Raw genomic sequence first — 10,777 nt, 5'->3', positions numbered from 1 at the left:
CATACTAAACTATGTGGAAGAAAGATATTTCTACTTTGCCTTCTTTTTTGGGGTAGTAAAATCTATGTTTCTATGTGTTAAAATTAAATTTTGTTCAATTTCACCCAACAGACTTGAAATTAATTTATTACTAATTCATTTTTTAATTCATAATCGTATAACAATTCTTTCTCTCCAAATAACCTTTCAGCGATGATTCCTTTATCTGCACAGTGGTTTATCAATCGGTTTGATTCAATAATGGCAAGAGATTCTTCTGTGTATTTGATACTGCTGATGAATTCTAACCAAGGCTCCATTCCCATTGCGTAGACATAAGCTTCTTTGGGATTAAAAATATCAACTAACGACAAACCTCTTTCGCTGTCGCAGCCCGCCAGTCGTCTGGACTGATCGTCTTCTCTGTTAATCGCCTCTGTCATTAAGCAGCCGTATAGCCAACTTAACGGTGCTCCGGCACATTCCATTCCTAAAAACAATACATCTACATCGCCTTTAACTCTATGAATATGTTCGTACAATCTAGGTTCCATTACTCTGGAATCGGCAACAAACAAGAAGCTTAGCTCATTGATCGCAACATGGAAACATGATTTTGCTCTGATATTAAGATCACTGTGTTCTCCTGTAAACGGAAGTCCTGTAATGGTACAGTTTTCAAATTTTATTTCTTCCAGTTCATCAATTTCTATGACATTTTTAAATCCGATACTTTGAAACGCTAATTTGATACTTGGATCCTGAAGTGCTCCACTGGTGGTTACGGGAACTATTAGATTTTTGATTTTATGCCTTAACGGCAATAAAGTTTCTAATACAATATGGTCCTGATGATTGTGTGTAATCAATACATAATCAATAACATCCGGCAGGTCAATATCTGAAAAATGTTCTACTGTAGATTCGTAGCCGTAATAACTAATTAAAGGATCTACAAGGATACTCACGTCTTTGGTTTCAATTAAAATACAGGCATGTCCCAAATAGCGCATTCTGGCTTTGTCTCCTGTGTATTTTTGATAAGCGGGATGTTCTTTTTTGGTGAAGAAAGTTTTAAACAGTTCCATTTGATCTTCGCGAACGCCCAGTTCTTCGGCAACGGCCTCAATAGATCCCGGATTTCTCTTCATTCTGCTTAACGTATCAATTCCTTTATGATCAAACGGAATATCCAACTGTAATACCTTAGGATCTTCTAATTGTGGGGTACTCAAACAAAATGGACGCTCATCATTTAGTGTTTCCCATAAAGAAATAGATTGAGAATGTTTGGAATAGAATGGGCTGTTGTATAATAAAGACTCAAAGAAACGATACGAAGGATGGTTGTTTAAATCGTAAACCAATTCTACATATCCTTTTAATATTTCCGGAACTTCTTTGTACAAAGGTTCTAAAGACGCTCCTTTTGCTTTGGTTTTTAGCAACTGATCCAATTCTTTTATCGCCTCTGATAATTGTATTGCGTTTGCCTGCTTTTCGAGAATTTCAGCTTTTAGTTCTTTGACTTCCTCTACTCTTCGGGTTTCATAGTCCATAAAAGGTCCTCCTAACATTTTAGGATTTTTTACGGCTGCCTCATGAATTGCAGGAGCCTGAATATAGGAGTTCATTATTTTTAAATGCCTTTCGACAATGTTCATTGCTGCTGTGGCAGGAGAAATTAAGTGTGTCCATGCATACCATTTATCTACTAATGGTCCAATAATTACATTTGGTTTAAAATAATACTTTTCTGTGTTTTCCATTCTGTTTGATTATTTAGTTTTACAGTTTTAGTTGGTTTCTATACTTGTTTTTTGAATGCTACTTTTAAAAATTTCAACGTACTTGTCAAAATTGTTCTCGTTGAAGGCCTCCCAGTGTGTCCCTGGCAGGTAATGGTGTACTAACGCTCCATTGGTATAATTCTGCCAGTCCTTCATATTGCTTTTTAATTCATTCTCAGAAGATTCAAGAACATATATCGTACTGGAGATTTTACCCTGAAGTGTATATTCATTATCAATCTGTAGATTGTTTTTCATAAAAGACAAAACGCTTGTTTTTTGGTCTTTACTTAGATCAATAGCCTTCTGATATTCGTCAAGCAGCCAATTGGCCTGTTCGTCAATATGCTCCGTATCGTTGCTTTCATTTAGAGACGTTGGTCTGTCCACCAAAACCAATTCAATGGCATCGTATTGTTTTTCCAGTTCTTTAACTACTTCAAAGGCAATTGAAGCCCCCATTGAATATCCCAAAACCACAAACGGCTGATTGCTCTGACGTTTTTTAATTTCTGCGCTGAAATAAGCGGCCATTTGTTCAATAGACTGAGAAAGCTCTTCCTCAGGCTCTAATCCTTTGTATTGCAAACCAATCGAATTAAACTCATTCCCTAATACTTTTGCCAAAGGATGATACATTATAGAATTACCCAGAATTGGCGGTATGAAGTAAATTGTATTTTGAGGATCTCCGACATATAAATGGATCACTGCAGCATTGGAAGTTTTTTTACCCTGAGCCAATTCTCTGATCGTTGGCGCGTTATAAAGATCTTTTATCGAAATGTCTAAGCCTACTTTTCTTCTTAGCATTGCCTTTAGCTTGATCGCCTTCAGACTATATCCGCCAATTTCAAAAAAATTGTCCATAACACTGATGTCTCTTTTTTCTAAAATGTCCTGCCATATCTGAAGGATCGTATTTTCGGTTTCATTTTCCGGCGGAACAAGCGATCTGAGGCTATCCGTTTTGTGTATTTCGATGGCTAATAATTTATTTCGGTCTACTTTTCTACTTTTTGTTAATGGAATTTCTTCTATCGGAACAAAATAAGAAGGAATCATGAAATAAGGTAAAATGCTTTTTAACCTGGTTCGGATGTTTTTTACATCATAATGTTCATCAGGCACCAGATAAGCTACAATTTCTTTTTCTCCTAATTTGTTTGCTTTGGCCAGTACCGCAACAGAAGTTGTTATTTTTTGTTGAAGAAATGCATTTTCGATTTCGCCCAATTCAATTCTGTAGCCTCTGATTTTTACCTGATCATCGGCCCTGCCAAAAAACTGAATATTCCCGTCCGATAACCTACAGCACAAATCGCCTGTTCGGTATAAGGTTTCTTCTTTGGCAAAAGGATTGGTCACAAAACGCTCTTTGGTAAGTGCTTCCTGATTGATGTATCCTCTGGAAACTCCGATACCTCCAATATACATTTCACCAACGACTCCGGTTTTGGCAATTTGCAAAGCATGGTCTAAGATATAAATAGTCGTATTTTCAATTGGTTTTCCAATTGGCAGACGATTTAGATCTTTATCATTTTCTTTGTCGTAAGCATATATCGTCGAAGATACAGTGGTTTCGGTAGGACCATAAGAGTTGTAGAAGTCCGTGTGAGCCGCCCATTTTCTGGCTAGATCTATTGAGCACTCTTCACCTCCGACCACAACTCTGTTCAGATGGTATTTATTTGGGATCACATTTTCGAGGTAAGTTGGTGTTACATCTATATGTGTGATCTCTTTTTCCATCAAAAGGTCCGCAAATTTTTCATTATCCAGTAAATCCTCTTTATCACATAACACTAGAGTCGCTCCACTGCTTAGTGCAATAAAAATTTGTTCCACTGAAGCATCAAATACATAATTAGAAAAAGCTAAAATTTTCTCTTCTTTCTGTATTTTATATCTTTTTATTAACGAGTTTGCCAGATTTACTACTCCTTTGTGTTCAATATAAACCCCTTTTGGGTTTCCGGTTGTTCCAGAAGTGTATATACTGTATATTAAAGCGTTTGAAGTAAGATTATGATCGGTTTCTGCTACACTTTCCTGCGAGATGGTATCCCAGTCTGTGTCAATTAATATCGTTTTTGGAAAGGATTCTTCAGAAAAGTTTTCTAAAAGAGACGGCTTAGAAATTATGGCTTTTGCGGCTGTATCTTTTAAAATAAAATCGATTCTTTGCTGCGGATAACCCTCGTCTAAAGGAACATAGGCTGCTCCCGCTTTTATGATTCCAAAAATTGAAACCAGCATTTCTATAGAGCGATCCAGTAGTATTGCCACAAAATCTTCCTTCCCTATACCTTGTTTTTTAAGATAGTTTCCTAATTGATTCGATTTCTGATCTAATTCGGCATAACTCATATTTACACCATTGTGATGCAGCGCCGGATAACCTGGGTTTAGAAGGACCTGTCTGTTAAATAAATCCAATACGGTCTGATCTTCGTTTTCGGTTACAGTATCATGCTGCTTTTTATTCTCATAAATTTCCTTTTCCTCATCGGATAAATGATCCAGTTCTTTTAATGAAGATTCCGGATGCTCTACAATGTGCCTAAACACTTTTTTGTACACGGACTCTATTTCAGACAATTCAATTTTGTTAACAAGCGCTCTGGTTTGTGCAAAGTCAAACAATGCTGCATTATTGGTATTGTTAACGGTAAAATCGAAATATGTATTGGTAACTCCTTTTCCGTTTAAGGTTAATTCCTGATTCTCGAGATATGATTCTTCTTTTTCGTTAGATTGTTCTTCTAATGCATCGTAAGAATAAAAATCAACATAATTGAAAATGATATCAAAGAAAGGATTGTTTAATCCTTTAATCTCATTAGTAACAGAAGCGATACTGGCCAAACTCATATCCGAAAAATTACTTACTTCGATCAGTTTTTGCTTTACTAACAACAGTAAATCTTCACCGCTTAAATCCCTACTCACTTCAACTCTGAAAGGTATTGTATTTAGAAAACAGCCTAACATTTCGTCAGCATCCGGTAAGGCAGGTCTTGTATTTACAACCAGACCAATTGTAATGTCATTGCTGTACGAGTATAATTTTAAAGTATACACAAAGGCACTCAAAGCCAGTTCTTTTAATCTGATACCGTAAGCCTTTTTTAGACTTTCAATTTTTGCTAACTCTTTTTTCTCAAAGCTGAACAATTTAAAATCGTCTGTTTCTTTTTCAGTAAACAGATCAAGTCTGTTGTAATCGTTTAATTCATTAGTCCAAAATGCTGCAGTCTCTTCCTTTCGCTTGTCCTGCAATTGGTGCAGCATATAATCCTTATGACTCGATTGTAATTTAGCAGGTTTAAACGAAGGATTTTCAAGTAATTTAAGGTATACATTATTGATTTCCGTGAGTAATAATGAATCACTCCAGCCGTCAATAATGGCATGGTGACATTGCGAAACAAAAACAATTGTATCATTGCCCAGATTAAAAGCAGCCATACGAAATAATGGCGCCTGAGTCACATCAAACGGATGGAGCAATTCTGACTGAAGAAAGGCTGCAATAACTTTTTCCTGTTCTTTTAAGGACTGCAACTGAGATAAATCTTCATACACAACCGGTATTTCTGCTTGTTTGTATAGAATTTGAACTTCCTGATCGTGATCCTGTAAATTAAATCCTGTTCTCAGAATCTCATGCTTTTCAGTCACTAGTTGCATGGCTTTTCTGAAAACCGAAATATCAAAATCTTTAAATTCGCGGTGATTGATCATCTGATCGTGATATATACTCGCTCCTTCATATTTCAATGACTCATAGATCATTCCTTTTTGAATGTCGCTCATTGGGTAAACGTCTTCAATGGCATCAGCGTCGTTTTCATTTAAAGATCCTAAAACACGGTTCTTTATGAAATCAATAGCTTCTAATCCCTGGTTCCCGGTTCCAGTAACAGCCGTTTTTTTAACGTCCAGTGACGCTCTGTTGTTTTTTATAAAATCTGATAATTGCGAGATACAATCATTGGTATAGACATCTGAAATTGTAATTTCCAACTGCATTTCGTTATAAATACCATTCACAATTTTCAACACTTTAATAGAGTCTCCTCCCAAATCAAAAAACCGATCATTTATACCAATTTTTTTCTTGTCCAGAACGGTTTCCCATATGTTTACTAAGGCTGTTTCTTCTGCTGTTTGCGGAGCTGCATATGCTGCTCCTCTTCCTGTTTCTGAGCCTCCTATTTCTAATAGTGCCTTGGTATCTATTTTTCCGTTTGGTGTTAACGGAAATGCTTCCAAAGTAATAAAGTGAGCGGGTACGGCATAAGAAGGCAGCAAGTCTTTTAAATGGTGTTTTAACTCTGAGATGTTTATTGCTTCCTTTTCTAACAAATAAGCATACAGTTCGTTATCACCCGTTTTGTTTTCTTTTGCTAAAACAACCGCTGCTTCTATATGGCTGTACTGTTCAACAGCATACTGTATTTCGCCCAGTTCAATACGATATCCTCTCACTTTTACCTGATTGTCTTTTCTGCCTAAAAATTCGATTTCCCCGGCTGAATTCCACCTGCCTAAATCACCTGTTTTATACATTAAACCTGCTTCACTAAAAGGATCTTTTACAAACTTTTGGGCCGTTAATTCCGAATTGTTTAAATATCCTTTGGTTACGCCGTTACCTCCAATATGCAATTCCCCAATCACACCTAGCGGAACTAAATCTTCTTTTTCGTTTAAGATGTAAATACGGGTGTTGGCAATAGGTTTCCCGATAGTTGCTGTCACCGGTTTTCCTTCTTCATATTGATGAACGCTGCTCCAAACAGAACATTCTGTCGGACCATACTCATTAAACAAATCACAGCCTGATTGACCTATTTTGCTTTTAAAATGGTCTTCGATTAAACTTATCGGACAAGTTTCTCCGGCTACCGTAACTTGTTCAATAGAAGATTCTTTATCTGATAAGGCATTCAAAAGCAGTTTATAGTAGGAAGGCACTGTTAATAAATGACTTACTTTTTGAGAAACAATAAGAGCTGCGATAAAATTAACATTAGCAATATCCGAGCTGCTGGTGATACACAATGTTCCTCCCGTAGTTAATGTACTGAATATCCCCGCGACTGAACTATCAAAAGCAACTGAAGACAATAACAAAAAGCATTTTATTGGCGAATAGGTATTGCCTCGCGGTGCTAAAGAATGCTGTAGGTTGCCATGGGTTACCATAACTCCTTTTGGATTTCCTGTAGATCCCGAAGTATAAATGATATAAACCAAATGATCCGGTAAAACTGTTATTTGAGGAGCGGTTGTTGAATTTGTCAGACTGTACATCTGTACATCCATGGCGAATATTCCGCCCTCATAATACGATAGATCAAACATATAATCGGATTGTGTGAGCAGGGCCTTTACGTTGGTATCTTTCAGGATATATTCTTTTCGGGAAACCGGGTAATCGGGATCTATAGGAACATAAGCAGCTCCTGTCTTTAATATTCCTAAAAGACCAATGAAGATCGATTCGGAACGATCGAGCATCATTCCAACAAAATCATTAGGTTGTATCTGGTACACTTCCAATAAATAATGAGCCAGTTGATTGGAACGTTTATCCAATTCGGAATAACTCAATTGATTTCCTTCAAAAGATACCGCTATGGCTTCGGGATTTTTTTCGACCTGCTCTCTGATCCTATCTAAGACGTTCTTAGCTGTATCATAGTCCAATGTTTCTGAATTGAAGTCAAGTAAATATTGTTCTTCTTCTTTTAGTAACCATTTCAATTCCTGTACCGGCAGTTCTGCATTTTGCAATAAAGCTGCTAATAGCTGCTCCAGATGATTTCCAAATTGTTCTATTCTTTCTGAATCGAAAACATCGCTATTGTAAATGATACTGGTAGCTAAACCATTTTCAGAATCAGCAAAATTAAAAACCAAATCAAACACACTGGAATCCGGTAATTTTCCCTGATATTCGTTAACCGATAAATTCTCCATTCCTTTGGAGTTTGATACTTGTTGGTTTTGAACAATAACCTGTACATCAAACAAAGGATTACGACTCATATCTCTTGGAATATCCAAGGAAGAAACCAGATCGTCGAATGGATATAACTGATGTTCATGTGCTCCCAGAACCACTTTTTTTACCTTAGACAAGATCGTATTGAAACTGTCTTTTTTCGAAAATTGAGTCCTAAGTGCCAAAGTATTTACATAAAAACCAATCTGATTTTCTAAATCAGCGTGGTCTCTTCCTGCAACAGGGCTTCCGATCACAATGTCTTCCTGCTGGGTATAGTGATAAAACAGTACATTGACTACACTAAGTAATCCCATGAACAAAGTAGTTTCCTGGCTTTTAAGAAGCTGATCGAATCTGTCACTTAAAGAACGGGGAATCATCTTAGTATACAACCCTCCATTGTATGTTTTTATAAGTGGACGCTGCTTTCCTGCTGCTAAATCTAAAGTAGGTAAATCGCCTTTAAACTGATTCAGCCAATAGTTTTTATGCAACTCCAATCTGAAACCGCTTAGCTCTGTAAGCTGCCATGACGAATAGTCTTTGTATTGAATAGGCAGCTGAGTTAATGCTGACGGAACGCCGGTTACCAGACTGTTGTAGAGCTGCAACAACTCCTTTACAATGATTTCTATAGACCAGGCATCACTAATAATATGGTGAATTACGGTACTGAATACCCAACGGTTTTGAGATTGTTTGTAGATACTGGCTTTTAACAAAGTTCCTGAAGACAAATCAAAAGGAGCTGACAAATCTTCGAACAAATGTTTTTCGAGAACTGTTTCGTTGGTATGGCTCAGGTCAGTATTTTTTATGGTAAAAAGAATGTCTTCAAGTGGTGTAACGTATTGCAACACTTCTTTTTGATCATTTTCTTTAAAGCTGGTTCTTAAAATTTCATGACGTTCTATCAGTTGTACAAATGCATTCTCTAACGCATCGAAATCCAGTTCCCCTTCAAATACATAAGCCCCGGACATGTTGTAGGCGATATTGGCTGCTTCATGCTGGCTCAGGATCCACAAACGACGCTGCATTATGGAAAGCGGGTAACCATTTTGTTTCTCCAATACAGGAATTTCACTATAATCAACCTCTTGTTCTTTGGTTATTAGGTCGTATTGAGAAGCTAAACTTGTATGAATGAACAAATCTTTTAGCTGTAGTTTTACACGAAACTCTTTATGAATTTTACTAATTAACCTGGAAGCTTTTAAACTATGCCCTCCCAAATCAAAAAAGTTATCTTCCATACTGATGTGCGAAATTCCTAAAACTTCTTCCCATAACCCCGCCAATGCTTTTTCAAGCGGAGTTGACGGCAGCGTATGGGTTATCTCTTCATTTATCACAATTTCTTCAGGGGATTCTAATTTAGAATGAGCTGTTCTCCTATTTATATTCAGAGGAAGAGAGCCAATTTTCTCCACCGGATTTTGAGCTACTGCTTCTACTATATTTTCTAAATCTTTTAGGAATCCGACTGCTGTTTCTCCGGTAAAAATATCGGTATTATATTCCAATTCAACCGTCAGGGAATCAGACTTTTCTATGAACGTAAAGGTTAAATCATATTTGCTAACCCCTCCGTTTAATAATTCGTTATAGGATGTACCTGCTTTTTGATCGTCGCTCTGATTTTCGTTCTGAATATCAATCATAACATCAAATAAAGCACTACGACTGAGGTCTCTTTTTAGGTGGAGATGATTCACTAATTCATCAAAAGGGTAATTCTGATTTTCAATTGCATTTAAGGTTACCATTTTATTTTTCTGAAAAACCTCTTCAAAAGAATGAGCGGCTCCGAATTGTGTTCGAAGTGCCAGGGTGTTTACATAAAATCCAATCTGGTCGGCCATGTCCTTATGTGTTCTGCCTGAAACCGGACTCCCAACAATAAAATCTTCCTGTTCGGTGTATTTGTGCAATAGTACATTGATAAGACTGAGACAGCCTGTAAACAAAGTACCTGAATTTTCTCTGCAAAAGGATTTAAACTTTTGATACAAAGCTGCGGGTATATCCTTTCTTGTCACATTTCCATTGTAACTCATGATAGCCGGACGGGGGAAATCTCCAAAATGTGATAGTATCGGTAAATCACCTTCCAGATGAGTCAGCCAATACTTTCTCTCTTTATGGAACACTTCGTCTGCTAACTGCTTTTGCTGCCATACAGCATAATCTTTATAATGTATCTGCAAAGGATGACTCTGTACGGTTTCTCCTTTTCGTCTGGCATCATAATTTTTAAGCAATTCATTAATCATGATACCAATAGACCAGCCATCACTGATAATATGGTGCATATTATATCCAAAAACGAATCTGTCGTTGGTAACTTTTACCAGAGCTCCCTTGAATAAAGGACCTTTTTCAAGATCGAAAAAAGTATTACTTATACCGGTCAGGATTTCGTTTAATTTTTCTTCATCACCGTTTACTTCGATTTGCTGAAAAGGAAATTCAAAATCTTCCGGAGCTATAATAAACTGTCTTACTTCTTCCTCTTCTACGGTTTTAAAAACAGTTCTTAAAACTTCATGACGATGAATCAAATCACGAATGGCCAGCATAAAAGCATTAGAATCCAATGCTTCATCGATAACCTGAATTCCGGGAATATTATAGGAGAAGTTTGCTTTATCAATCTGACTTAGAACCCATAATCGAAGCTGGGAAGAAGATAGCGGGTAATGTTCGCTTTTTGGTGCGACAGGAATAGCATGGCTTTCATTAACCTGATCTTTGGCATATTTATTCACCAGATCAATTAATTCTTCCTTTTTTGATTTGATTTCCTTTAATAGTTCTTCATTTAAAACACCTTTGGGAGCTTTAACATCCAGATTATTGTTTATTACTTTGACAGTAACTTTAAGTTTTTTCAGCTTTGTAAATAAATCGTAACCCATAATAATATTTTTTCGTGTACACTAAATTCTATAGTGTATGTTAGTTAAATAGTCCTGTGTAAAAT

2 protein-coding genes are annotated in these 10,777 nt (G+C 36.7%); both read right to left on the bottom strand.

Features of this window, described 5'->3' with window-relative positions; genetic code table 11:
• Positions 1-119 precede the first annotated feature (119 nt).
• Positions 120-1,748, bottom strand: a complete 1,629-nt coding sequence (locus JO950_RS19365) for an MBL fold metallo-hydrolase (protein WP_202704116.1) — start codon at positions 1,746-1,748, stop codon at positions 120-122.
• Positions 1,749-1,775: 27 nt separating this feature from the next.
• Entirely contained in the window at positions 1,776-10,712 is an 8,937-nt protein-coding gene (locus tag JO950_RS19360) for a non-ribosomal peptide synthetase (RefSeq protein WP_202704115.1), read from the bottom strand.
• Positions 10,713-10,777 lie beyond the last annotated feature (65 nt).

Origin of the sequence: Flavobacterium sp. UGB4466, from assembly GCF_903469665.1 — a bacterium.
GTDB lineage: Bacteria > Bacteroidota > Bacteroidia > Flavobacteriales > Flavobacteriaceae > Flavobacterium > Flavobacterium lipolyticum.
The sequence above is the reverse complement of the archived record's forward strand: the minus strand, read 5'-3'. Positions and strand labels throughout refer to the sequence as shown.